Raw genomic sequence first — 21,843 nt, 5'->3', positions numbered from 1 at the left:
GGGGAGAGTCTCCACTCGCCCCGGCTGTTCGGCATGCCCGGCACAACTCCTCGTCGGGGCCAGAAGCAAAAAAATACCGACCCGGGAACAGGTCCCGGGCCAGCAATAATTCACATTTTGATAGTCATTTTACCCTGAAGTTCCCGAAGGGTCATCGTTTACTTTATAGGGCGTTGCGCCGTAGTATGACGGCTCGATTCCAGGTTGTTAGCGCGAGATTATGCGATTTTCCAGATTTATCATCGGATTGACCAGCTGTATAGCGTTCAGTGTTCAGGCCGCGAATGTAGATGAGTACATTACTCAACTCCCCGCTGGCGCCAACCTTGCCCTGATGGTGCAAAAAGTCGGCGCGTCTGCCCCCGCTATTGATTACCATAGTCAGCAAATGGCGCTGCCCGCCAGTACGCAGAAGGTGATCACTGCGCTGGCGGCGTTGATTCAACTTGGCCCCGATTTTCGTTTTACCACGACGCTTGAAACCAAAGGCAATGTGGAAAACGGCGTACTCAAGGGTGACTTAGTGGCGCGATTTGGTGCCGATCCGACGCTAAAACGTCAGGATATTCGTAATATGGTGGCGACCCTGAAAAAATCAGGCGTCTCCCAAATCGAGGGCAATGTGTTCATAGACACGTCCATTTTTGCCAGTCACGATAAAGCCCCCGGCTGGCCCTGGAACGATATGACACAATGCTTTAGCGCCCCGCCTGCCGCCGCCATTGTTGACCGCAATTGCTTTTCCGTCTCGCTCTACAGTGCCCAAAAACCCGGTGATATGGCCTTTGTTCGCGTGGCCTCTTATTACCCTGTAACGATGTTCAGCCAGGTACGCACTCTCCCCCGTGGTTCAGCCGAAGCGCAATATTGCGAGCTGGATGTGGTGCCAGGCGACCTTAACCGCTTTACGTTAACCGGATGCCTACCACAACGTTCTGAGCCGCTCCCGTTGGCTTTTGCCGTACAGGATGGCGCCAGCTACGCCGGAGCGATTCTGAAAGATGAGTTAAAACAGGCAGGCATTACTTATTCCGGCACGCTACTGCGACAAACGCAGGTTAACGACCCAGGAACGGTGGTTGCCAGTAAACAGTCGGCCCCTTTGCACGATCTGCTTAAGATTATGCTGAAAAAGTCCGACAACATGATCGCCGATACCGTCTTTCGCATGATTGGTCATGCGCGCTTTAATGTCCCTGGGACATGGCGGGCCGGGTCGGACGCCGTGCGTCAGATCCTGCGTAAGCAGGCGGGTGTGGATATTGGCAACACGATTATTGCAGATGGTTCAGGGCTTTCACGGCATAACCTGATTGCACCAGCCACCATGATGCAGGTGCTGCAATACATTGCCCAACACGACAATGAGCTTAACTTTATCTCAATGCTACCTTTGGCAGGCTACGATGGTTCGTTGCAGTACCGTGCAGGTCTGCATCAAGCGGGAGTAGATGGTAAAGTTTCAGCGAAAACAGGTTCGTTGCAGGGCGTGTATAACCTGGCAGGATTCATCACCACAGCAAGTGGGCAACGAATGGCGTTCGTACAATATCTTTCTGGTTACGCAGTAGAACCCGCGGATCAGCGTAATCGCCGTATTCCGTTGGTACGTTTTGAAAGCCGTTTGTATAAAGATATTTACCAGAACAATTAGTCAAAAAGAAACCCCGGCACATGGCCGGGGTTTCAGATTATTGACAAAGCGCGCTTTGTTTATGCCGGATGCGGCGTGAATGCCTTATCCGGCCTACAAAATCGTGCAAATTCAATATATTGCAATCATCTTGTAGGCCTGACCTGATAAGTGTAGCGCATCAGGCTTATTTGGCGTTTGTCATCAGTGATTAACGCTTGTAAATGAACTCAACGCCTTCTTCGTCGTCTTCGTCCCAGTCGTCATCCCAGTCTTCATCATCCTCTTCAGCAATCTCTTCAAGCTGCTGACGGTGATAATCATCCCACATGAATTCGACTTTCTCTGGCTGTTTCGCTTCTTCAGCCTGCACGACCGGGTTTTCAATGATAAAGGTCATCACATCCCAGCAGAGATCTTTCACGCCCAGTCCGCTCGCCGCAGAGATCAGATAATATTTATCTTCCCAGCCCAGCGCCTCAGCGATCGCTTTCGCTTTCTCTTCAGCTTCTGCTTTATCCAGCAAGTCAATCTTGTTGAAGACTAACCAGCGTGGTTTCGCCGCCAGATCCTGGCTGTATTTTTCCAGCTCGCTGATAATAATACGCGCATTTTCAACCGGATCGGTGCCGTCAATCGGATCGATATCGATGAGGTGCAACAGGACGCGGCAACGTTCCAGGTGTTTCAGGAAGCGAATGCCCAGACCTGCGCCTTCCGCAGCGCCTTCAATCAACCCCGGGATATCAGCAACAACGAAGCTCTTCTCGTTGTCCATACGTACCACGCCAAGGCTTGGTACGAGCGTAGTAAACGGATAGTCCGCTACTTTCGGTTTAGCCGCCGAGACAGCGCGGATAAATGTCGATTTACCGGCATTTGGCATCCCCAGCATACCGACATCAGCCAGCAGCATCAGCTCCAGCAGCAGCTCGCGCTTATCGCCCGGCGTACCGTTGGTTTTCTGCCGTGGTGTACGGTTAACGGACGATTTGAAACGGGTATTGCCCAGACCGTGCCAGCCGCCCTTGGCAACCAGCAGACGCTGACCGTGTTTGGTCATATCGCCCATGGTTTCACCGGTACCCTGGTCGATTACACGCGTACCTACCGGCACTTTAATCGTCACGTCTTTACCGCGCTTACCGGTACAGTCGCGGCTTGCGCCGTTTTGACCGCGCTCTGCACGGAAAGATTTTTCAAAACGATAATCGATAAGCGTGTTCAGGTTCTCGTCGGCTTCCATCCATACGTCACCACCGTCACCGCCGTCGCCGCCATCCGGGCCGCCTTTCGGAATATACTTTTCGCGGCGGAAGCTCACGCAACCATTACCGCCATCACCTGCAACGACCAGAATCGATGCTTCATCAACAAACTTCATTTTATTCTCCGTAAATCATTCGCCTGCGCGGGGTTGCGATACCACCGTTGTATGCTTACGTAATCCGCCCCAAATACGATGACCAATGGCGGAATACATCGCGCCCGCAACCACGACAAACGCACCGAGATAACCTAAAAGGTTTAACATCGGTCTGGCGAAGAAATCGGGCCAGGCCAGTGATAAAAGATCTGAAAAAAACAGCGTAAACAGTGGGGTGAGCGTGATGATCGCACTCACCTGCGCTGCCTGCCAGCGAGCCATCGCTTCCGCCAGGGCGCCATATCCTACCAAGGTATTCAGTCCGCAAAAAATTAAACATGCGAGCTGCCAGTGGCTAAGCTGCGCTATCACCTCTGGATTTGCCAGAGGGAAGAGCGCAATTGTACATAAAGTGTACAGTAAAAACAGGATCTGCGGTGAGGCCAGCCGACGCAATAAAACCTTTTGCGCCACGCCATAACTCACCCAGACCGTCGCCGCACCGACCCCAAAGATAACTCCCCAGGTATAATCGGTGAGCTTTGTAAATATCTCGACCAGACTGGTATTAAAAAACATCACCAGGCCGCTCAGGAGCATCAATGCCCCTACAACCTGAGTGCTGCGCATTTTCTCTTTCAGGATAAATACGCTGGCAACCATCATGCCAACTGGCGAGAGTTGCCCAATCACCTGCGAAGCGGTCGGACTCAGGTATTGCAAGGATGAGCTGAACAGGATGAAGTTCCCAAACAGCCCGGCGGTCGCCACTGCCAACAAAATCAACCAGCGTGGCTTACGAAACACGCGTAATGGCGGCAACCTCTTCTTCACCGCAAGAATGGCACCAAGGCCAATACTCGCCATCAAGAAACGGTAAAACACGATTGTCGGAGGTTCCATCACCTCCAGCACCTGCTTCATTGCAATTGGCAACGCCCCCCAGCAAATTGCTGTGGTGAGCGCCAAAAGAATGCCAATGCCTGCCTGCTGCTTCATACCGTATTCCCTGCAAAGCGCATTTGCGGATTAACGTCGCACCATGCGCATTTTTACCGGTTATCGAATGTAAAAAGCCCCGCAACGTGTTGCGGGGCTTTCATCCGTTACCGGGACGCGAAAAACTTATTCAGCTTCGATGCTGATAAATTTACGGTTTTTCGGGCCTTTAACTTCGAATTTCACTTTACCGTCTGCTTTAGCAAACAGAGTGTGGTCACGACCGCAACCTACGTTAGCGCCAGCGTGGAATTTGGTACCACGTTGACGAACGATGATGCTACCCGCCAGAACGGATTCGCCACCGAAACGCTTAACGCCCAGGCGTTTAGCTTCTGAATCGCGACCGTTACGTGTGGAGCCGCCAGCCTTTTTATGTGCCATTTGAAATCTCTCCTCAGGTCTTAGGCGCTGATGCCAGTAATTTTCACATCAGTGAACCACTGACGATGGCCCTGCTGCTTACGATAGTGTTTACGACGGCGAAACTTAACGATTTTAACTTTCTCGCCACGACCGTGAGCAACAACTTCAGCTTTGATTACGCCGCCATCAACGAAAGGAACGCCGATTTTGACTTCTTCACCGTTTGCGATCATCAGCACTTCAGCGAACTCAACAGTTTCGCCAGTTGCGATGTCCAGCTTTTCCAGGCGAACGGTCTGACCTTCGCTTACTCGGTGTTGTTTACCACCACTTTGGAAAACCGCGTACATATAAAACTCCGCTTCCGCGCACACCTTTTCAATGATTCAGAGTGCGCTATAAATATTCACAATAGGGCGCGAATATTACGCAAAACGCACGCCTTTGACAAGTGCTACAGTCAATACACGAAGAAAAAAAACACAACTTGTACGGTAACGTTTATCTGTGCCATTTTTTCAGTACAATCACTCTATATTCCTAACCATAAACCCTAAGTTGCCTCTGTTCACAGTAAGGTAATCGGGGCGAAAAGCCCGGCTTTTGCGATGAATTTAGAAAAAATCAATGAGTTAACCGCGCAAGATATGGCGGGTGTTAATGCAGCAATTCTCGAGCAGCTTAATTCCGACGTCCAACTGATCAATCAGTTAGGCTATTACATCGTCAGCGGCGGCGGTAAACGTATTCGTCCGATGATTGCTGTACTGGCTGCACGAGCTGTTGGCTATGAGGGGAATGCACATGTCACCATTGCTGCCCTAATTGAGTTTATCCACACGGCGACCCTGCTACACGACGACGTTGTGGATGAATCAGATATGCGCCGAGGCAAAGCTACCGCCAACGCCGCTTTTGGTAACGCTGCCAGCGTGCTGGTAGGCGATTTTATTTATACCCGTGCGTTCCAGATGATGACCAGCCTCGGCTCGCTCAAAGTGCTGGAAGTGATGTCAGAGGCTGTAAACGTCATCGCGGAAGGTGAAGTTTTGCAACTGATGAACGTTAATGATCCGGACATCACCGAAGAGAACTACATGCGCGTTATTTACAGCAAAACCGCACGTCTGTTCGAGGCTGCGGCTCAGTGTTCCGGTATTCTGGCAGGCTGTACGCCGGAAGAGGAAAAAGGCCTGCAAGATTATGGTCGTTACCTCGGCACGGCTTTCCAGCTGATCGACGATTTGCTCGATTACAATGCCGATGGCGAACAGTTGGGCAAAAATGTTGGTGATGATCTGAACGAAGGTAAACCGACGCTGCCGCTGCTGCATGCGATGCATCATGGCACACCAGAACAGGCACAGATGATCCGTTCCGCCATCGAACAAGGGAACGGTCGACATCTTCTGGAACCGGTTCTGGAAGCAATGAACGCTTGCGGCTCTCTGGAATGGACACGTCAGCGTGCGGAAGAAGAAGCAGACAAAGCCATTGCTGCATTGCAAGTGTTACCGGATACCCCATGGCGAGAGGCGTTAATCGGCCTCGCACACATCGCTGTTCAACGCGATCGTTAATCCCTTCCTGTTATCCCGCGTACTGCGCGGGATAATTCTAATAAACTCCAAAAAATCCTCAATCAATCGCAAAATTGTCTGAAATACAGATGACTTATCTTAATATATTCTGAATATTCACACTCCTTACAGGAACTTTTTAGAACAATGCGCCATCAGGAGTATAGTGATTCCTGGCAGAACGCATGTTCTGAATGAAAGCGACCAACTTAAGGAGTGAGGAAAGATGGAGAATAATTTCATTGACTGGCATCCCGCCGATATCATTGCGGGTTTGCGGAAAAGAGGAACGTCAATGGCCGCGGAATCTCGCAGAAATGGTTTGAGTTCCTCGACACTGGCGAATGCATTATCGCGTCCCTGGCCGAAAGGAGAGATGATTATTGCGAAAGCATTAGGAACTGATCCCTGGGTTATCTGGCCATCACGCTATCATGACCCGCTGACCCATGAGTTTATCGACAGATCGCAGTTGATGCGCAGCTACACCAAACCGCAAAAATGAGTAGCCTGGCGGTAGCCCCGCGAACGGGGCTGCCAGCTATCAGACGATTACTCGCCTTTCACACGCTCAATGTTAGCACCAAGCGCGCGAAGTTTGTCTTCAATGCGCTCGTAGCCACGATCGATGTGATAAATACGATCAACAACCGTAGTACCTTCTGCAATGCAGCCAGCCAGCACCAGACTTGCTGAAGCACGCAGATCGGTTGCCATTACCTGTGCACCGGAAAGTTTTTCAACACCGTGACAAATAACGGTATTGCTTTCAATTTCGGCATGCGCGCCCATACGGCTTAGCTCAGGTACGTGCATAAAGCGGTTTTCAAAGACCGTTTCGGTGATAAATCCGGTTCCTTCTGCCACCAGGTTCAGCAGCGTGAACTGGGCCTGCATATCGGTCGGGAACGCCGGATGCGGCGCAGTACGTACGTTAACGGCCTTCGGACGTTTGCCGTGCATATCCAGGCTAATCCAGTCTTCACCCACTTCAATGTCCGCCCCGGCGTCACGCAGTTTCGCCAGCACAGCGTCAAGGGTATCTGGCTGGGCGTTATGGCAGACGATTTTGCCGCGAGAGATCGCCGCAGCAACCAGGAAAGTACCGGTTTCAATTCGATCCGGCAGGACGCGGTAAACGCCGCCACCTAAACGTTCTACCCCTTCGATGACAATACGATCGGTACCCTGGCCGCTAATTTTCGCGCCCAGCGTAACCAGGAAGTTCGCGGTATCGACGATTTCCGGTTCACGCGCCGCGTTTTCAATAATTGTGGTGCCTTCCGCCAGGGTTGCAGCACACATAATGGTCACGGTTGCACCAACACTGACTTTATCCATTACGATGTGCGCGCCTTTCAGACGGCCATCGACGGAAGCTTTAACGTAACCTTCTTCCAGTTTGATGGTCGCGCCTAATTGCTCAAGGCCGGAAATATGTAAATCAACCGGACGAGCACCAATCGTACAACCACCAGGCAAAGAAACCTGCCCCTGACCAAAACGAGCCACCAGCGGCCCAAGCGCCCAGATAGAGGCACGCATGGTTTTAACCAGATCGTAAGGCGCGCAGAAGACATTAACGTCACGGGCATCGATATGCACAGAACCATTACGTTCTACTTTGGCGCCAAGCTGGCTAAGCAGCTTCATTGATGTATCGACGTCTTTCAGTTTCGGGACGTTCTGGATCTCCACCGGGTCTTCCGCCAGCAGTGCAGCGAAAAGGATAGGCAGAGCAGCATTTTTAGCGCCGGAAATTGTGACTTCGCCCTGGAGCTTCGTTGGCCCCTGAACACGAAATTTATCCATTTAGTATGTTCTCAGTTAACAATTCATATCCGCTACCGGCGTATCGCCCATAGCTCAAAAGCCGTTCAGTTTGCGATCACGCGCCCACTCCGCTGGGGTATACGCTTTGATCGACACAGCATGAATGCGGTTATCCGCAATATATTCCATCAGCGGACCGTAAACCGTCTGCTGTTTTTTAACCCGGCTCATGCCATCAAACATCTCACCCACGGCAATAACCTGAAAGTGGCTGCCATCGCCGGAAACGTGGACTTCCTGGAGGGAAAGAGCGTTCATCAGCACGCTCTGAATTTCATTATTTTCCATGGGATCTTCATTCATCAGTTAATAAACCAGCGAAACATCTTAGAGCAAAGTTGCGCTGTCATAAATAAGCAAAAAGCCTTGCTGATTAATCAGACAAGGCTCGACTTACTGGTAGGTTTGCCGGACTGGCGGGTAACGCCTTATTCAGCCTGAAAAAAATTAACGAGGCAGGACATCAGACGGCAAATTATACAATTTTGCCAGGGTATACACCTTGTCGTTTACCCCCTGAAGCGTCACGCTGTTGCCTTGCTTTTTCGCCAGATCGATAAGATGGAGCAGCAACGCCAGTCCACCCGTATCAACGCGGGACACTCGACTAAGATCGATGCGGGTAATCCCCCTCACCGCTTCGTCACGCATTTCCCACAGCGGTAGCAGAACGTCCTGATCCAGCTCTCCGGTCAATACCAGGGTGTCACCCGTCTGCATCCAGCTCAGTGACTCGCTCATTATTTTTTCTCTTCCAGGGTGATTTTCTGTTGAGAAATAGACTTCAGTTGTGCGGTCAGACCATCGATGCCTTTCGTGCGCAGTAAAGTCCCCCACTCATTTTGTTTCGTGGTGATCATGCTGACGCCTTCGGCAATCATGTCATAAGCCTGCCACTTGCCAGTCTGAGAGTTTTTACGCCACTGGAAATCGAGACGTACCGGTGGACGGCCATTCGGGTCAATAATGGTGACACGGATAGGCACAATGGTTTTATCACCCAACGGCTGTTCTGGCGCAATCTGATAGGTCTGACCGTGATACATCGCCAGCGCCTGACCGTAAGCCTGCTTCAGATACTCATGGAAAGCGGCAAAGTAGGCTTCACGCTGGGCTGGGGTCGCGCTTTTGTAGTACTGACCCAGTACCAGCGCACCGGCGTATTTTATCTGTACGTAGGGTAGCAGTTCCTGATCGACGATGGTACGCAGGTAATCAGGATTAGCCCGAATTTGCGATTGTTCATTCTTCAGGCGATCGAACGTTTTCTGTGCCGCCTCGTCCATCAGCTTATACGGATTGGTCTGATCTGCCGCGGTTGCCGCACTCAACGGTGCAATCATTAGCAAAGCGACCATCATTAAACGTTTAAACATGCGTCGGTTCTCCTGAAATTATTTCGTTGTACCCACAGGTTCAGTGGTTTCATTATTACCTGGCGCAGCAGCTGGCGCATCGCCACTATTCTTATTGTCATCGCCTTTACTACCGTAAAGGAACTGACCAATGAGATCTTCCAGCACCATCGCAGACTTGGTGTCCTGAATTGTATCGCCATCCTTCAGGATAGCAGTCCCCAGTTCCGGGTCTTCAAAACCGACGTTTAATGCCAGATATTGTTCCCCAAGCAAACCGGAAGTACGAATGCTCAACGAACTGGTATCAGGAATGTGGTTATAACGTTGTTCAATTTCCAGCGTTACGCGTGGCAGATAGGTTTTCGGGTCCAGCGTAATATCCGCCACCCGGCCTACGACAACACCACCAATACTGACTGGAGAGCGCGCTTTCAGGCCGCCGATATTATCGAACGTCGCATAAAGCGTGTAGGTCGGTTCAGTTCGCATTGACGTCACGTTTGCCGCCTTCAGGCAAACAAACAGCGCCGCCAGCAGTGCTGCTAATAAAAAGATACCCACCCAAATTTCATTTTTTTTCGTTTGCATGAACTCAATTCCCAAACATCAATGCGGTCAGCACAAAATCCAGCCCCAGAACGGCCAGAGACGAGTGGACAACGGTACGAGTGGTTGCCCGGCTAATCCCGGCAGAGGTCGGGATGGCGTCATAACCGTTAAACAGCGAAATCCACGTCACCGTAATAGCGAACACCACGCTCTTAATCAGACAGTTGACCAGATCCATACGCCAGTCGACGGCGTTTTGCATTGCCGACCAGAAGAACCCACTATCAATGCCTTTCCAACTGACGCCAACCAGCGATCCGCCCCAGATCCCCACGGCGACGAAAATTATCGTCAGCAGCGGTAGTGAAATTACCCCAGCCCAGAAACGTGGGGAAATGACGCGGCGCAGTGGGTCCACGGCCATCATCTCCATGCTGGAGAGCTGCTCTGTGGCGCGCATCAAACCGATTTCCGCAGTTAACGCCGAACCGGCACGTCCGGCAAACAGCAGTGCTGCGACCACCGGCCCCAGTTCGCGCAGCAGCGATAAGGCTACCAGCATCCCCAGACTGGTTTCCGCACTATAAGTGGTCAGTACCAGATAACCTTGCAGACCCAGCACCATTCCGATGAACACGCCAGAAACCACAATAATCAGCATCGACAGGACGCCGACATTATAGAGCTGACGCACCAACAGCGGCGCATGTTTGCGAAATTCCGGTTTGCCGACCAGCGCATTGAATAACATTAACCCGGCCCGCCCGAACGTTCTCAGGGTTTTAATCCCTTTATGTCCGAGCGACGCCAGCGCATTTAACAGCATGAGTGGCTTAACTCCCTGGTAAAAGATCAGCGTGATAATCGCCGGCAGGATAGCGGAACGGAACTGGTCCGTCAGCAATCCCGTCCAGAAACTGACGTACGCGAGGATCAGGATTCGCCTGCAACGCCTGGGCGCTACCGTGAGCGACAATCTTTTTGTCTGCCAGGATCCAGGCGTGATCAGCAATACTTAAGACTTCCGGCACATCGTGAGAAACCACCACACAGGTTACGCCCAGCGCGCTGTTCAGCTCGGAAATCAGCTTCACCAGGACGCCCATAGTGATGGGATCTTGCCCAACAAACGGCTCATCAAACATGATGAGATCCGGCTCCAGCGCAATTGCACGCGCCAGCGCCGCACGACGCGCCATCCCGCCTGAAAGCTCCGATGGCATAAGTTTAGCCGCTCCGCGCAGCCCCACGGCTTCCAGCTTCATCATCACCGTGCTATGCAGCAACGGTGCGGGAAGTTGGGTATGTTCACGCAGTGGATAGGCGACGTTGTCAAAAACGTTCATATCGGTGAACAGCGCGCCGGACTGAAACAACATGCTCATCCGTTTACGCACGGTATACAGGCGCGAACGAGACATCGCCGGAATATTTTCGCCATCAAAAAGGATCTCGCCGTGATCTGGCGCGATTTGCCCACCAATCAGACGGAGTAGCGTCGTTTTACCGATGCCTGATGGCCCCATAATCGCCGTGATCTTCCCTCGCGGCACGGTCAGGGAAATATTATCGAAGATGCAGCGATTGCCACGCGTAAAACTGACATCGCGCATATCGACTAAATTCGCCACAGACTGCTCCATAATTCACCCTTTGTCTTGCGTTGATTTTCTAAGCATGGCGCTCAATTTAACCTTGAACCCAACATATTTACAGAATATTACCCGCCGCGGTTAGCGAAAGCTGGCATTTGTTTTACTTTTTAGCCGCATAAAGTCAAAATTAAGAATTCATTACGGCTTTCTGAAAATCTTCAGCGGACCGGCGAGTATACCTGAAGAAAGGACGTTAGATGCTTTTAGCTACGGCACTGTTAATTGTTGGTTTACTTTTGGTCGTTTACAGTGCCGACCGTCTGGTATTTGCCGCCTCTATTCTTTGCCGCACTTTTGGCATCCCACCGCTGATCATCGGCATGACGGTGGTCAGTATTGGTACGTCACTTCCAGAAATAATCGTTTCGCTTGCCGCGTCGCTGCATGAACAACGAGATTTAGCCGTCGGCACAGCACTCGGCTCAAACATAATCAATATTTTACTGATCCTCGGTCTGGCTGCGCTGGTGCGCCCTTTTACCGTACATTCCGATGTTCTGCGCCGTGAATTACCATTAATGTTATTAGTCAGTGTGGTGGCCGGTTCCGTACTCTATGACGGACAACTTGGTCGCAGCGATGGTATCTTTCTCCTCTTTCTGGCTGTGCTATGGCTGCTGTTCATTGTTAAACTTGCACGTCAGGCAGAACGTCAGGGGACTGACAGCCTGACCAGAGAACAGCTTGCAGAGCTACCGCGCGAAGGCGGTTTACCTGTCGCGTTTTTATGGCTCGGCATTGCATTGATTATCATGCCGGTAGCAACGCGGATGGTGATTGACAACGCCACCGTACTGGCGAATTACTTTGCCATCAGCGAGTTGACTATTGGTCTGACGGCAATCGCTATCGGCACTAGTCTGCCGGAACTGGCAACCGCGATAGCAGGTTTTCGCAAAGGTGAAAACGACATTGCTGTCGGTAATATCATTGGCGCAAACATTTTTAATATTGTCATCGTGCTGGGTTTACCCGCGCTGATAACGCCCGGGGAGGTTAACCCACTGGCGTACAGCCGTGACTGCAGCGTGATGCTGTTGGTCAGTATTATTTTTGCGTTGCTATGCTGGCGACGCTCCCGGCAATCTGGCCGTGGCATTGGGGTATTATTAACAGGCGGATTTGTCGTATGGCTGGCGATGTTGTACTGGTTATCGCCAATACTCGTTGAATAACTGGAAACGCATTATGTCGCACGTAGAGTTGCAACCGGGTTTTGACTTTCAGCAAGCAGGTAAAGAAGTCCTGGCGATTGAACGTGAATGCCTGGCAGAGCTTGATCAATACATCAATCAGAATTTCACGCTCGCCTGTGAAAAGATGTTCTGGTGTAAAGGTAAAGTCGTGGTCATGGGAATGGGTAAATCGGGACACATTGGGCGCAAAATGGCAGCAACCTTTGCCAGCACCGGTACTCCGTCATTTTTCGTCCATCCCGGTGAGGCCGCACATGGCGATTTAGGCATGGTCACCCCGCAGGACGTGGTCATTGCGATTTCTAACTCAGGTGAATCCAGCGAAATCACGGCCTTAATCCCGGTACTCAAACGCCTGCATGTACCGTTAATTTGCATCACCGGTCGTCCGGAGAGCAGCATGGCACGCGCAGCAGACGTGCATCTGTGTGTTAAAGTAGCAAAAGAAGCTTGTCCGTTAGGGCTGGCGCCAACCAGCAGTACTACCGCGACGCTGGTCATGGGAGATGCGCTCGCCGTCGCCTTGTTGAAAGCGCGCGGCTTTACCGCCGAAGATTTTGCACTTTCGCATCCAGGCGGCGCACTTGGTCGTAAACTTCTGCTTCGCGTCAGCGATATTATGCATACGGGCGACGAGATCCCGCATGTCAAGAAAACGGCCAGCCTGCGCGATGCGCTGCTGGAAGTCACCCGCAAAAATCTTGGTATGACCGTCATTTGCGATGACAATATGATGATTGAAGGCATCTTTACCGACGGTGATTTACGCCGTGTCTTCGATATGGGCGTGGATGTCCGTCAGTTAGGTATTGCCGATGTGATGACGCCGGGGGGAATTCGTGTACGTCCTGGCATTCTGGCCGTTGAGGCGCTGAACTTAATGCAGTCCCGCCATATCACTTCCGTAATGGTTGCCGATGGCGACCATTTACTCGGTGTGTTACATATGCACGATTTATTGCGTGCTGGCGTAGTGTAAAGATTCAAGGATAAACAACAATGAGTAAAGCAGGTGCGTCGCTTGCGACCTGTTACGGCCCTGTTAGCGCCGATGTGATGGCAAAAGCAGAGAACATTCGTCTGCTGATCCTCGACGTTGATGGCGTATTGTCAGATGGTCTGATTTATATGGGTAACAATGGCGAAGAGCTGAAAGCGTTCAATGTTCGTGACGGTTACGGTATCCGCTGTGCGCTCACCTCTGATATTGAAGTCGCCATCATTACTGGACGAAAGGCTAAACTGGTAGAAGATCGGTGTGCAACGTTAGGGATCACCCATCTGTATCAGGGGCAATCAAACAAGCTTATCGCCTTTGGCGATCTGCTGGAAAAACTGGCGATTGCGCCAGAAAACGTGGCTTACGTTGGTGATGATCTTATCGACTGGCCAGTGATGGAAAAAGTGGGCTTAAGCGTGGCCGTAGCCGATGCGCATCCGCTATTGATTCCGCGCGCTGATTACGTGACGCGCATTGCTGGCGGTCGTGGCGCGGTTCGTGAAGTTTGCGACTTATTACTTCTGGCGCAGGGCAAACTGGATGAAGCCAAAGGGCAATCGATATGAGTAAAGCCAGACGTTGGGTTATCATTGTGCTATCACTGGCGGTTCTGGTGATGATCGGCGTTAACATGACCGAGAAAGACGATACCGCCCAGGTGGTCGTCAACAACAATGATCCCACCTATAAAAGCGAGCATACGGACACGCTCGTCTATAACCCAGAAGGAGCCCTAAGCTATCGATTGATTGCTCAACACGTTGAATATTATTCCGATCAGGCCGTTTCGTGGTTTACGCAACCCGTACTTACCACGTTTGATAAGGATAAAATCCCGACATGGTCGGTTAAAGCAGATAAAGCCAAGCTAACCAATGACCGGATGCTCTATTTATATGGACACGTTGAAGTCAACGCACTCGTGCCGGACTCTCAACTTCGCAGAATCACGACGGATAACGCGCAGATCAATCTGGTGACGCAGGATGTTACCTCTGAAGACCTCGTCACGTTATACGGAACAACATTTAACTCCAGCGGTCTGAAAATGCGCGGCAACTTACGCAGCAAGAATGCCGAGCTGATTGAAAAGGTTAGAACATCCTATGAAATTCAAAACAAACAAACTCAGCCTTAATCTTGTGCTTGCCAGCTCACTTCTGGCCGCCAGCATTCCGGCATTTGCCGTTACCGGAGATACTGACCAACCGATCCACATTGAGTCGGACCAGCAATCTCTTGATATGCAAGGCAACGTGGTTACCTTTACCGGTAATGTCGTCGTGACTCAAGGCACCATTAAAATTAATGCCGATAAAGTGGTCGTTACCCGTCCGGGCGGCGAACAAGGTAAAGAGGTGATTGACGGCTACGGTAAACCGGCAACGTTCTACCAGATGCAGGACAACGGTAAACCCGTTGAAGGTCACGCTTCCCAGATGCATTACGAACTGGCAAAAGATTTTGTCGTTCTGACGGGTAATGCTTATCTGCAGCAGGTCGATAGCAACATTAAGGGCGATAAGATCACTTACCTGGTGAAAGAGCAGAAAATGCAGGCTTTCAGTGACAAAGGTAAGCGTGTGACCACCGTTCTGGTGCCGTCACAATTGCAGGACAAAAACAACAAAGGCCAGACCCCGGCGCAGAAGAAGGGTAATTAATTCGTTATGGCAACTTTAACTGCAAAGAACCTTGCAAAAGCCTATAAAGGCCGCCGCGTGGTGGAAGACGTCAGCCTGACCGTCAACTCCGGGGAGATTGTCGGTCTGCTGGGGCCAAACGGTGCCGGTAAGACGACCACTTTCTATATGGTCGTTGGCATTGTGCCGCGCGATGCGGGCAACATTATTATTGATGACGACGATATCAGCCTGCTGCCGCTGCATGCGCGTGCGCGTCGCGGTATCGGCTATTTGCCGCAGGAAGCCTCTATTTTCCGTCGACTCAGCGTTTACGATAACCTGATGGCGGTACTGCAAATTCGTGACGACTTATCCGCTGAACAGCGTGAAGATCGCGCGAACGAGCTGATGGAAGAGTTCCACATTGAGCATTTACGCGACAGCATGGGGCAATCGCTCTCCGGTGGTGAACGCCGTCGTGTAGAAATTGCGCGCGCACTGGCTGCGAATCCGAAATTTATCCTCCTCGATGAACCATTTGCCGGGGTTGACCCGATCTCGGTTATCGACATCAAACGTATCATTGAACACCTGCGCGACAGCGGGCTGGGCGTGCTTATCACCGACCATAACGTGCGTGAAACGCTGGCTGTTTGTGAACGCGCTTATATCGTCAGTCAGGGGCATTTAATCGCTCATGGCACGCCGACAGAAATCTTACAAGATGAACATGTTAAGCGTGTATACCTTGGGGAAGACTTCAGACTCTGATAGGGTAGAAGTTTGCGACGTTTTAGCAGGAGAGTACGATTCTGAACATGAAGCAAGGTTTGCAACTCAGGCTTAGCCAACAACTGGCAATGACGCCTCAGCTACAACAGGCGATTCGTCTGTTGCAGTTGTCCACGCTGGAGCTTCAGCAGGAGCTACAGCAGGCGCTGGAAAGTAATCCATTGCTTGAGCAAATCGACACTCATGATGAAATCGACACTCACGAAACGCCAGACAGCGAAACGCTGGATACCGCTGACGCGCTCGAACAAAAAGAGATGCCGGAAGAGCTGCCGCTCGATGCCAGTTGGGATACCATCTACACCGCCGGTACGCCATCAGGCACCAGCGGTGACTACATCGACGACGAGCTGCCGGTCTATCAGGGCGAAACGACGCAGACCTTGCAGGATTATCTGATGTGGCAGGTCGAGCTGACACCGTTTTCCGACACTGACCGCGCTATCGCCACCTCCATCGTCGATGCCGTTGATGACACCGGTTATCTGACCGTCCCGCTGGAAGATATTCTCGAAAGTATGGGCGATGAAGAGATCGACATCGATGAAGTTGAAGCAGTTCTGAAACGCATCCAGCGTTTTGATCCGGTCGGTGTGGCGGCGAAAGATCTGCGTGACTGTCTGCTGATCCAACTTTCCCAATTCGATAAAACCACGCCGTGGCTGGAAGAAGCTCGACTGATCATTAGCGATCATCTCGATCTGCTGGCCAATCACGACTTTCGCTCATTAATGCGCGTCACGCGTCTGAAAGAAGATGTGCTGAAAGAAGCCGTCAATCTGATCCAGTCACTCGATCCACGTCCTGGCCAGTCGATCCAGACCGGTGAACCGGAATATGTCATCCCTGATGTGCTGGTGCGTAAGCATAACGGCCAGTGGACGGTTGAACTGAACAGCGACAGTATTCCACGTCTGCAAATCAACCAGCATTACGCCTCAATGTGCAATAACGCACGTAACGATGGCGACAGTCAGTTTATCCGCAGCAATCTGCAGGATGCTAAATGGTTGATTAAGAGCCTGGAAAGCCGTAACGATACGCTGCTGCGCGTCAGTCGCTGTATTGTTGAACAACAGCAAGCCTTCTTTGAGCAAGGCGAAGAATATATGAAACCGATGGTGCTGGCTGATATCGCCCAGGCCGTCGAGATGCATGAATCGACGATATCTCGCGTGACCACGCAAAAGTACCTGCATAGTCCACGAGGCATTTTTGAACTGAAGTATTTCTTTTCCAGTCACGTCAATACCGAAGGGGGTGGCGAAGCCTCTTCCACGGCGATTCGTGCACTGGTGAAGAAATTAATCGCGGCGGAAAACCCAGCGAAACCGTTGAGCGACAGCAAGTTAACCTCTTTGTTGTCAGAACAAGGTATCATGGTGGCACGCCGCACTGTTGCGAAGTACCGAGAGTCTTTATCCATTCCGCCGTCAAACCAGCGTAAACAGCTCGTTTGACCCAACCGATAAGGAAGACACTATGCAGCTCAACATTACCGGAAATAACGTCGAGATCACCGAGGCCCTGCGCGAATTTGTCACCTCAAAGTTTGCCAAACTTGAGCAATATTTTGACCGAATCAACCAGGTTTATGTTGTTCTGAAAGTGGAGAAAGTCACCCACACCTCAGATGCAACACTGCATGTTAACGGTGGCGAAATTCATGCCAGCGCGGAAGGTCAGGACATGTACGCCGCCATTGATGGCTTAATTGATAAGTTGGCACGTCAGCTAACCAAGCATAAAGATAAATTGAAACAACACTAATTGTCCGGGCAATTAGCAAGTGCATGGCGGCCTGTTGTATGGCACAACAGGCCATTTGTACGGTTAATGCTCCGAATCTGCCCCACTGTTTGAGTGGGCAGATTCTTAGGTGAAATTATGACAAATAATGATACAACTCTACAGCTTAGCAGTGTTCTTAACAGGGAATGTACGCGAAGCCGCGTCCACTGTCAGAGCAAAAAACGCGCCCTGGAAATCATCAGCGAACTGGCGGCAAAACAACTTAGCCTGCCGCCGCAGGTGGTTTTTGAAGCTATTCTGACGCGGGAAAAAATGGGCAGTACCGGTATTGGTAATGGCATTGCCATTCCGCACGGCAAACTGGAAGAAGATACCCTACGCGCGGTTGGCGTTTTCGTTCAGCTAGAAACACCCATTGCTTTTGATGCCATCGATAACCAGCCGGTAGACTTACTTTTTGCCCTGTTGGTACCCGCAGACCAAACCAAAACGCACCTGCACACTCTTTCGCTGGTCGCGAAACGTCTGGCGGACAAAACTATCTGCCGCCGTTTACGTGCAGCCCAGAGCGATGAAGAGCTGTATCAAATCATTACGGATACCGAAGGTACTCCGGATGAAACGTAGTTATTCTGTAATGTCTCTTTTAGACGTTGTGAGGAGAAACAGTACATGGTACTGATGATCGTCAGCGGACGTTCAGGGTCAGGCAAATCTGTCGCCCTGCGGGCGCTGGAAGATATGGGTTTTTACTGCGTGGATAACCTTCCCGTAGTGCTGTTACCCGATCTGGCTCGGACTCTGGCCGATCGCGAGATTTCTGCCGCCGTCAGCATTGATGTCCGCAATATGCCAGAGTCGCCAGAAATATTCGAACAGGCGATGAGCAATCTGCCTGATGCTTTCTCACCGCAACTCCTGTTTCTCGATGCCGATCGTAACACGCTGATTCGTCGTTACAGCGATACGCGCCGCCTGCATCCGCTTTCCAGCAAAAACCTGTCGCTGGAAAGTGCTATCGACAAAGAAAGCGATCTGCTGGAACCGCTGCGTTCACGGGCGGATCTGATTGTCGATACATCTGAAATGTCCGTTCATGAACTGGCAGAAATGCTGCGTACCCGCCTGCTGGGTAAACGCGAGCGTGAACTGACAATGGTCTTTGAATCCTTCGGCTTCAAGCACGGTATTCCTATCGACGCGGATTACGTCTTTGACGTACGTTTCCTGCCGAACCCACACTGGGATCCGAAACTGCGTCCGATGACGGGTCTTGATAAACCTGTCGCCGCATTCCTCGATAGGCACACAGAAGTACACAATTTTATCTACCAGACGCGTAGCTATCTTGAGCTATGGTTACCTATGCTGGAAACCAACAACCGTAGCTACCTGACGGTCGCCATTGGTTGTACTGGCGGGAAACACCGTTCGGTGTATATTGCAGAACAGTTGGCTGACTACTTCCGCTCACGCGGTAAAAACGTCCAGTCACGCCATCGCACGCTGGAAAAACGTAAACCATGACCGTCAAACAAACTGTCGAAATCACTAACAAGCTGGGCATGCATGCCCGGCCTGCTATGAAACTGTTTGAATTAATGCAGGGTTTTGACGCCGAAGTGCTTTTACGTAATGACGAAGGCACCGAGGCTGAAGCCAACAGCGTTATTGCGCTGTTGATGCTGGATTCTGCCAAAGGACGACAGATTGAAGTCGAAGCGACCGGTCCGCAGGAAGTTGAGGCGCTGGCCGCCGTCATCGCCCTCTTTAACTCAGGTTTTGACGAAGATTAATCTTCGTCATTCCGACACTTAATTCCCCCAGACACGCCCCTTCCGCCCTAACGTATGAAAAAAGCACAACCCCCAAATATCCCCATTTCTCGCAAATTGTACATTTCGTGCGCTTTTCTGTAAGTATAAAACCTTAAGAAAACCTTAAAAAAGCTTGTTTAGGTTTTGTTTAAGTTAAGCCCTCATACTGGAGACAGTCAGAAAATACCTCCAGGAGATGGCATGATTCGCTTATCTGAACAAAGTCCCCTGGGCACCGGAAGACATCGAAAATGTTATGCGCATCCGGAAGATGCCCAACGCTGTATTAAAATTGTCTACCACCGTGGCGACGGTGGTGATAAAGAGATCCGCCGTGAGTTAAAGTACTATGCGCATCTTGGTCGTCGTTTGAAAGACTGGAGCGGTATTCCGCGCTATCACGGTACGGTTGAGACTGATTGCGGAACCGGTTATGTCTACGATGTCATTGCCGATTTTGATGGCAAACCGTCTATTACACTGAGCGAATTTGCTAAACAATGCCATTACGAAGAAGATATCGCGCAACTGCGTCAGTTATTGAAACAGTTAAAGCGTTATTTGCAGAATAACCACATCGTGACGATGTCGCTGAAGCCGCAGAATATCCTCTGCCACCGCATCAGTGAGTCAGAAATTATCCCTGTCGTCTGTGACAACATTGGTGAAAGCACGTTGATTCCACTGGCGACCTGGTCGAAGTGGTGTTGTCTGCGTAAGCAAAAGCGGTTGTGGCGACGTTTTATCACTCAACCAGCGTTAGCTGTTGCTCTGCAAAAAGAGGCGCAACCGCGTGACAGCAAAAAGCTCGCCCTCTCCTCGCGCGAAGCCTAATACAGCTGGTGTTGTTGCATAAACGACTCACCGCCTAACTGATGCATTTGCTGCAAAATCCACGCCTGACGGCTACGCACGTAGCCCGAAGGTGCAGTAACTTTGAAACGAAGTGGATTGGGTAATACAGCCGCCAGTAACGCTGCTTCCGAACGGGTAAGTTTGCTGGCAGATTTATGGAAATAACGCTGTGCCGCAGCCTCGACGCCAAACACACCTTCGCCAAATTCGGCGACATTCAGGTAAACCGTCAGGATGCGCTTTTTGCTCCAGACCGTTTCTATCCCCAGTGTTAATCCGGCTTCCAGCCCTTTTCTTACCCAGCTTCGCCCATCCCACAAAAAGAGATTTTTGGCTGTCTGCTGCGAAATTGTTGATGCGCCGCGAATGCGGTTTTCATTGCGCTCGTTGTGCGCCAGGGCTTTCTCAATGGAAGCGACATCAAAACCCCAGTGCTCGGGAAATTTCTGATCTTCTGCGGCAATCACCGCCAGCCCCATCCACGGCGAGATTTGATCCATACTGACCCAGTCAGAATGCGCCATGTAACGAAAGTTACCGTGCAGCCAGGCACTTAGCTGACGCTCGGCCATCACCGCAGAGAACGGGACTGGCGCTATACTAAACAGCGCTATACCCCCGCCCCAGAGCACAACGAGGACAATCAGTAACCGCAGAATGAAACGGCGAACGAAACCGAACGCCGTTATGCGGCGTTTGCTCATTCCGCCAGAACCAGTACGCGGGAAACCAGCTTATCAATGCCACTTGCTGCTTCCGCAATGTTCTGTGCCAACATATACGCAGGCGTGGTAACAATCTTATTGTCTTCATCAACGACAATATCATCTACCGGACATGGCACATGCTCCGCGCCCATCTCTTCCAGCACTTCTGCGGTATCGATATCTGTACCGATAGTCAAACGCAGCGGGAAATTGAAGATTTTCGGCAACATTGCCGGTGCAATACACATAAAACCAAGCGGTTTTCCGGCCTGATGCATTGCCAGCGCCAGCGCCTTTAACTCACGGTCTACGCTGCATTCACTGCCAAGACTAGCAAAGTTGCTTAAATTCTTTGCCGCGCCAAATCCACCCGGCACAATTAACGCATCAAGTTCGGCGACATCAGCCTGTGCCAGAGGACGGATCTCACCACGCGTAATACGCGCCGCTTCAATCAACACATTGCGCGTTTCCGCCATTGCTTCACCGGTTAAATGGTTGATGACATCAACCTGCTGCTTATCTGGAGCAAAACAAACTGCCTGCGCGCCGCTGCGAGATATCGCTAATAACGTCAATACCGCTTCATGAATTTCAGAACCGTCATAGACGCCGCATCCGCTCAGAACTACGCCAATTTTCTTCATTGTGATCATCCTTTCGCAATTGACTGAAACACATTAATTTTTTTAATAAAAACGCTACGCATCACACATTTAACTGATTCATGTAACAAATCATTTAAGATTTGCTATCTTAA

At 51.0% G+C, this 21,843-nt stretch carries 28 protein-coding genes; 15 read left to right on the top strand and 13 right to left on the bottom strand.

What is annotated here, in order from left to right; translation table 11 throughout:
* The first annotated feature begins 220 nt into the window (after positions 1–220).
* Entirely contained in the window at positions 221–1,654 is a 1,434-nt protein-coding gene (gene dacB / locus D9741_RS00440) for a serine-type D-Ala-D-Ala carboxypeptidase (protein ID WP_130219205.1), read from the top strand.
* 190 nt (positions 1,655–1,844) lie between these two features.
* Here dacB and cgtA read toward each other — a convergent pair whose 3' ends face one another.
* The 4 genes from cgtA to rplU all read right to left on the bottom strand — a co-directional run bounded on the left by cgtA (position 1,845) and on the right by rplU (position 4,714).
* Positions 1,845–3,017 carry an Obg family GTPase CgtA gene (gene cgtA, locus D9741_RS00435; protein WP_000673561.1) on the bottom strand — a complete coding sequence of 391 codons (1,173 nt, stop codon included), beginning with the start codon at positions 3,015–3,017 and terminating at the stop codon, positions 1,845–1,847.
* A 15-nt stretch (positions 3,018–3,032) separates the two neighbouring features.
* On the bottom strand, positions 3,033–3,998 hold the full coding sequence (locus D9741_RS00430; protein ID WP_130219203.1) for a DMT family transporter: 966 nt from the start codon (positions 3,996–3,998) through the stop codon (positions 3,033–3,035).
* Positions 3,999–4,124: 126 nt separating this feature from the next.
* Positions 4,125–4,382 carry a 50S ribosomal protein L27 gene (rpmA, locus tag D9741_RS00425; RefSeq protein WP_000940595.1) on the bottom strand — a complete coding sequence of 86 codons (258 nt, stop codon included), beginning with the start codon at positions 4,380–4,382 and terminating at the stop codon, positions 4,125–4,127.
* A gap of 20 nt (positions 4,383–4,402) precedes the next feature.
* Positions 4,403–4,714 (bottom strand): 50S ribosomal protein L21, encoded by a 312-nt coding sequence (rplU, locus tag D9741_RS00420; protein WP_000271401.1) that lies wholly within the window; start codon positions 4,712–4,714, stop codon positions 4,403–4,405.
* A gap of 258 nt (positions 4,715–4,972) precedes the next feature.
* On the opposite strand from rplU, the gene ispB reads away from it, so the two are divergent.
* Together ispB and sfsB are read left to right on the top strand one after the other, a co-directional pair.
* A complete protein-coding gene (gene ispB, locus D9741_RS00415; RefSeq protein WP_130204586.1) occupies positions 4,973–5,944 on the top strand; it encodes an octaprenyl diphosphate synthase in 972 nt (323 codons plus the stop codon).
* Between the two features lie 226 nt (positions 5,945–6,170).
* Positions 6,171–6,449, top strand: a complete 279-nt coding sequence (sfsB, locus tag D9741_RS00410) for a DNA-binding transcriptional regulator SfsB (RefSeq protein ID WP_064529526.1) — start codon at positions 6,171–6,173, stop codon at positions 6,447–6,449.
* 47 nt (positions 6,450–6,496) lie between these two features.
* Here sfsB and murA read toward each other — a convergent pair whose 3' ends face one another.
* The 7 genes from murA to mlaF form a co-directional block, all read right to left on the bottom strand.
* Positions 6,497–7,756: a UDP-N-acetylglucosamine 1-carboxyvinyltransferase gene (murA, locus tag D9741_RS00405; RefSeq protein ID WP_130219201.1), complete on the bottom strand. Its 1,260-nt coding sequence runs from the start codon at positions 7,754–7,756 to the stop codon at positions 6,497–6,499.
* Between the two features lie 54 nt (positions 7,757–7,810).
* Complete coding sequence (ibaG, locus tag D9741_RS00400; RefSeq protein ID WP_010379217.1) at positions 7,811–8,065, bottom strand: BolA family iron metabolism protein IbaG; 255 nt, start codon at positions 8,063–8,065, stop codon at positions 7,811–7,813.
* Positions 8,066–8,224: 159 nt separating this feature from the next.
* Entirely contained in the window at positions 8,225–8,518 is a 294-nt protein-coding gene (mlaB, locus tag D9741_RS00395) for a lipid asymmetry maintenance protein MlaB (protein ID WP_130204582.1), read from the bottom strand.
* Positions 8,518–9,153, bottom strand: a complete 636-nt coding sequence (gene mlaC, locus D9741_RS00390; RefSeq protein ID WP_130204580.1) for a phospholipid-binding protein MlaC — start codon at positions 9,151–9,153, stop codon at positions 8,518–8,520. Before mlaC ends, mlaB begins: the two co-directional genes overlap by 1 nt.
* 18 nt (positions 9,154–9,171) lie before the next feature.
* Positions 9,172–9,723 carry an outer membrane lipid asymmetry maintenance protein MlaD gene (mlaD, locus tag D9741_RS00385; protein ID WP_032185236.1) on the bottom strand — a complete coding sequence of 184 codons (552 nt, stop codon included), beginning with the start codon at positions 9,721–9,723 and terminating at the stop codon, positions 9,172–9,174.
* Between the two features lie 4 nt (positions 9,724–9,727).
* A complete protein-coding gene (mlaE, locus tag D9741_RS00380) occupies positions 9,728–10,510 on the bottom strand; it encodes a lipid asymmetry maintenance ABC transporter permease subunit MlaE (RefSeq protein ID WP_000925792.1) in 783 nt (260 codons plus the stop codon).
* Positions 10,511–10,517: 7 nt separating this feature from the next.
* Positions 10,518–11,327 carry a phospholipid ABC transporter ATP-binding protein MlaF gene (gene mlaF / locus D9741_RS00375; RefSeq protein WP_000438245.1) on the bottom strand — a complete coding sequence of 270 codons (810 nt, stop codon included), beginning with the start codon at positions 11,325–11,327 and terminating at the stop codon, positions 10,518–10,520.
* Between the two features lie 209 nt (positions 11,328–11,536).
* Here mlaF and D9741_RS00370 point away from each other — a divergent pair, with 209 nt between their 5' ends.
* From D9741_RS00370 to yrbL, 12 genes are all read left to right on the top strand, one after another.
* Positions 11,537–12,514, top strand: coding sequence for a calcium/sodium antiporter (locus D9741_RS00370; RefSeq protein ID WP_130219199.1), 978 nt, complete (start codon positions 11,537–11,539; stop codon positions 12,512–12,514).
* A gap of 13 nt (positions 12,515–12,527) precedes the next feature.
* On the top strand, positions 12,528–13,514 hold the full coding sequence (kdsD, locus tag D9741_RS00365; RefSeq protein ID WP_130204572.1) for an arabinose-5-phosphate isomerase KdsD: 987 nt from the start codon (positions 12,528–12,530) through the stop codon (positions 13,512–13,514).
* Between the two features lie 20 nt (positions 13,515–13,534).
* Positions 13,535–14,101 (top strand): 3-deoxy-manno-octulosonate-8-phosphatase KdsC, encoded by a 567-nt coding sequence (gene kdsC / locus D9741_RS00360; RefSeq protein WP_064529519.1) that lies wholly within the window; start codon positions 13,535–13,537, stop codon positions 14,099–14,101.
* A complete protein-coding gene (gene lptC, locus D9741_RS00355) occupies positions 14,098–14,673 on the top strand; it encodes an LPS export ABC transporter periplasmic protein LptC (RefSeq protein WP_064529518.1) in 576 nt (191 codons plus the stop codon). Before kdsC ends, lptC begins: the two co-directional genes overlap by 4 nt.
* On the top strand, positions 14,642–15,199 hold the full coding sequence (gene lptA / locus D9741_RS00350; protein WP_130219197.1) for a lipopolysaccharide ABC transporter substrate-binding protein LptA: 558 nt from the start codon (positions 14,642–14,644) through the stop codon (positions 15,197–15,199). Before lptC ends, lptA begins: the two co-directional genes overlap by 32 nt.
* Before the next feature lie 6 nt (positions 15,200–15,205).
* Complete coding sequence (gene lptB / locus D9741_RS00345) at positions 15,206–15,931, top strand: LPS export ABC transporter ATP-binding protein (protein WP_000224099.1); 726 nt, start codon at positions 15,206–15,208, stop codon at positions 15,929–15,931.
* A gap of 47 nt (positions 15,932–15,978) precedes the next feature.
* Positions 15,979–17,412, top strand: a complete 1,434-nt coding sequence (gene rpoN, locus D9741_RS00340) for an RNA polymerase factor sigma-54 (protein ID WP_105281056.1) — start codon at positions 15,979–15,981, stop codon at positions 17,410–17,412.
* 22 nt (positions 17,413–17,434) lie between these two features.
* Positions 17,435–17,722, top strand: coding sequence for a ribosome hibernation promoting factor (hpf, locus tag D9741_RS00335; RefSeq protein WP_001176602.1), 288 nt, complete (start codon positions 17,435–17,437; stop codon positions 17,720–17,722).
* Between the two features lie 117 nt (positions 17,723–17,839).
* A complete protein-coding gene (gene ptsN / locus D9741_RS00330; RefSeq protein WP_000183677.1) occupies positions 17,840–18,331 on the top strand; it encodes a PTS IIA-like nitrogen regulatory protein PtsN in 492 nt (163 codons plus the stop codon).
* A gap of 45 nt (positions 18,332–18,376) precedes the next feature.
* The gene (rapZ, locus tag D9741_RS00325) at positions 18,377–19,231 is read left to right on the top strand and encodes an RNase adapter RapZ (protein ID WP_000243741.1); all 855 of its coding nucleotides are present in this window, start codon (positions 18,377–18,379) and stop codon (positions 19,229–19,231) included.
* A complete protein-coding gene (gene npr / locus D9741_RS00320; RefSeq protein ID WP_000216792.1) occupies positions 19,228–19,500 on the top strand; it encodes a PTS phosphocarrier protein NPr in 273 nt (90 codons plus the stop codon). The genes rapZ and npr overlap by 4 nt, the downstream gene beginning before the upstream one ends.
* 222 nt (positions 19,501–19,722) lie before the next feature.
* Positions 19,723–20,355 carry a PhoP regulatory network protein YrbL gene (yrbL, locus tag D9741_RS00315; RefSeq protein ID WP_130219195.1) on the top strand — a complete coding sequence of 211 codons (633 nt, stop codon included), beginning with the start codon at positions 19,723–19,725 and terminating at the stop codon, positions 20,353–20,355.
* Here yrbL and mtgA read toward each other — a convergent pair.
* Positions 20,352–21,080, bottom strand: a complete 729-nt coding sequence (mtgA, locus tag D9741_RS00310) for a monofunctional biosynthetic peptidoglycan transglycosylase (RefSeq protein WP_130219193.1) — start codon at positions 21,078–21,080, stop codon at positions 20,352–20,354. The two genes, yrbL and mtgA, sit on opposite strands and share 4 nt — an antisense overlap.
* The gene (elbB, locus tag D9741_RS00305; protein ID WP_130219191.1) at positions 21,077–21,730 is read right to left on the bottom strand and encodes an isoprenoid biosynthesis glyoxalase ElbB; all 654 of its coding nucleotides are present in this window, start codon (positions 21,728–21,730) and stop codon (positions 21,077–21,079) included. The genes mtgA and elbB overlap by 4 nt, the downstream gene beginning before the upstream one ends.
* Positions 21,731–21,843 lie beyond the last annotated feature (113 nt).

Origin of the sequence: Escherichia sp. E14V7, from assembly GCF_004212225.1 — a bacterium.
In the GTDB taxonomy this organism is placed as follows: Bacteria; Pseudomonadota; Gammaproteobacteria; order Enterobacterales; family Enterobacteriaceae; genus Escherichia.
The sequence above is the reverse complement of the archived record's forward strand: the minus strand, read 5'-3'. Positions and strand labels throughout refer to the sequence as shown.

Excerpts from the sequence above, each read along its gene's own strand:
- dacB (WP_130219205.1), top strand. The coding sequence starts at position 221 with ATGCGATTTTCCAGATTTATCATCGGATTGACCAGCTGTATAGCGTTC.
- cgtA (WP_000673561.1), bottom strand. The coding sequence starts at position 3,017 with ATGAAGTTTGTTGATGAAGCATCGATTCTGGTCGTTGCAGGTGATGGC.
- D9741_RS00430 (WP_130219203.1), bottom strand. The coding sequence starts at position 3,998 with ATGAAGCAGCAGGCAGGCATTGGCATTCTTTTGGCGCTCACCACAGCA.
- rpmA (WP_000940595.1), bottom strand. The coding sequence starts at position 4,382 with ATGGCACATAAAAAGGCTGGCGGCTCCACACGTAACGGTCGCGATTCA.
- rplU (WP_000271401.1), bottom strand. The coding sequence starts at position 4,714 with ATGTACGCGGTTTTCCAAAGTGGTGGTAAACAACACCGAGTAAGCGAA.
- ispB (WP_130204586.1), top strand. The coding sequence starts at position 4,973 with ATGAATTTAGAAAAAATCAATGAGTTAACCGCGCAAGATATGGCGGGT.
- sfsB (WP_064529526.1), top strand. The coding sequence starts at position 6,171 with ATGGAGAATAATTTCATTGACTGGCATCCCGCCGATATCATTGCGGGT.
- murA (WP_130219201.1), bottom strand. The coding sequence starts at position 7,756 with ATGGATAAATTTCGTGTTCAGGGGCCAACGAAGCTCCAGGGCGAAGTC.
- ibaG (WP_010379217.1), bottom strand. The coding sequence starts at position 8,065 with ATGGAAAATAATGAAATTCAGAGCGTGCTGATGAACGCTCTTTCCCTC.
- mlaB (WP_130204582.1), bottom strand. The coding sequence starts at position 8,518 with ATGAGCGAGTCACTGAGCTGGATGCAGACGGGTGACACCCTGGTATTG.
- mlaC (WP_130204580.1), bottom strand. The coding sequence starts at position 9,153 with ATGTTTAAACGTTTAATGATGGTCGCTTTGCTAATGATTGCACCGTTG.
- mlaD (WP_032185236.1), bottom strand. The coding sequence starts at position 9,723 with ATGCAAACGAAAAAAAATGAAATTTGGGTGGGTATCTTTTTATTAGCA.
- mlaE (WP_000925792.1), bottom strand. The coding sequence starts at position 10,510 with ATGCTGTTAAATGCGCTGGCGTCGCTCGGACATAAAGGGATTAAAACC.
- mlaF (WP_000438245.1), bottom strand. The coding sequence starts at position 11,327 with ATGGAGCAGTCTGTGGCGAATTTAGTCGATATGCGCGATGTCAGTTTT.
- D9741_RS00370 (WP_130219199.1), top strand. The coding sequence starts at position 11,537 with ATGCTTTTAGCTACGGCACTGTTAATTGTTGGTTTACTTTTGGTCGTT.
- kdsD (WP_130204572.1), top strand. The coding sequence starts at position 12,528 with ATGTCGCACGTAGAGTTGCAACCGGGTTTTGACTTTCAGCAAGCAGGT.
- kdsC (WP_064529519.1), top strand. The coding sequence starts at position 13,535 with ATGAGTAAAGCAGGTGCGTCGCTTGCGACCTGTTACGGCCCTGTTAGC.
- lptC (WP_064529518.1), top strand. The coding sequence starts at position 14,098 with ATGAGTAAAGCCAGACGTTGGGTTATCATTGTGCTATCACTGGCGGTT.
- lptA (WP_130219197.1), top strand. The coding sequence starts at position 14,642 with ATGAAATTCAAAACAAACAAACTCAGCCTTAATCTTGTGCTTGCCAGC.
- lptB (WP_000224099.1), top strand. The coding sequence starts at position 15,206 with ATGGCAACTTTAACTGCAAAGAACCTTGCAAAAGCCTATAAAGGCCGC.
- rpoN (WP_105281056.1), top strand. The coding sequence starts at position 15,979 with ATGAAGCAAGGTTTGCAACTCAGGCTTAGCCAACAACTGGCAATGACG.
- hpf (WP_001176602.1), top strand. The coding sequence starts at position 17,435 with ATGCAGCTCAACATTACCGGAAATAACGTCGAGATCACCGAGGCCCTG.
- ptsN (WP_000183677.1), top strand. The coding sequence starts at position 17,840 with ATGACAAATAATGATACAACTCTACAGCTTAGCAGTGTTCTTAACAGG.
- rapZ (WP_000243741.1), top strand. The coding sequence starts at position 18,377 with ATGGTACTGATGATCGTCAGCGGACGTTCAGGGTCAGGCAAATCTGTC.
- npr (WP_000216792.1), top strand. The coding sequence starts at position 19,228 with ATGACCGTCAAACAAACTGTCGAAATCACTAACAAGCTGGGCATGCAT.
- yrbL (WP_130219195.1), top strand. The coding sequence starts at position 19,723 with ATGATTCGCTTATCTGAACAAAGTCCCCTGGGCACCGGAAGACATCGA.
- mtgA (WP_130219193.1), bottom strand. The coding sequence starts at position 21,080 with ATGAGCAAACGCCGCATAACGGCGTTCGGTTTCGTTCGCCGTTTCATT.
- elbB (WP_130219191.1), bottom strand. The coding sequence starts at position 21,730 with ATGAAGAAAATTGGCGTAGTTCTGAGCGGATGCGGCGTCTATGACGGT.